This is a genomic window from Chryseobacterium sp. SIMBA_038 (assembly GCF_046535115.1).
In the GTDB taxonomy this organism is placed as follows: domain Bacteria; phylum Bacteroidota; class Bacteroidia; order Flavobacteriales; family Weeksellaceae; genus Chryseobacterium.
Genome location: NZ_JAWRXH010000223.1, coordinates 1 through 264 on the forward strand (window position 1 = coordinate 1; position 264 = coordinate 264).

Annotated in this window: 1 protein-coding gene; it reads right to left on the reverse strand. The window is 61.7% G+C overall.

What is annotated here, in order from left to right:
* Positions 1-33 precede the first annotated feature (33 nt).
* Positions 34-264, reverse strand: a 231-nt coding sequence (locus SB689_RS23360; RefSeq protein WP_410694432.1) for a DUF2345 domain-containing protein, incomplete at its 5' end; no start/stop codon positions are given.

The window sequence follows — 264 nt, forward strand, 5'->3', positions numbered from 1 at the left end:
TCGGAGGCGTGGGCGTTTTCATTCGGCCGTCCATCAGGCGAGCGCGATCGACGCTTGACCGGTTTGTGCGGCACCGTCAGCCAATTGCGAGCACAAGTCCGATCCAGGGAACTGCGCCGGCATGCTCTGCGGGCCCACCGTATCGTGGCTGCCCGCATGAATCTTGTTTTCGCCAGGCGTGTAACCGACGATGCCTTTTGCGCTGACTTCGAGCTGGCTGTTGCCGGCCGTCAAGCGGATACCCTGCTTGGCCGTGATGTTGAT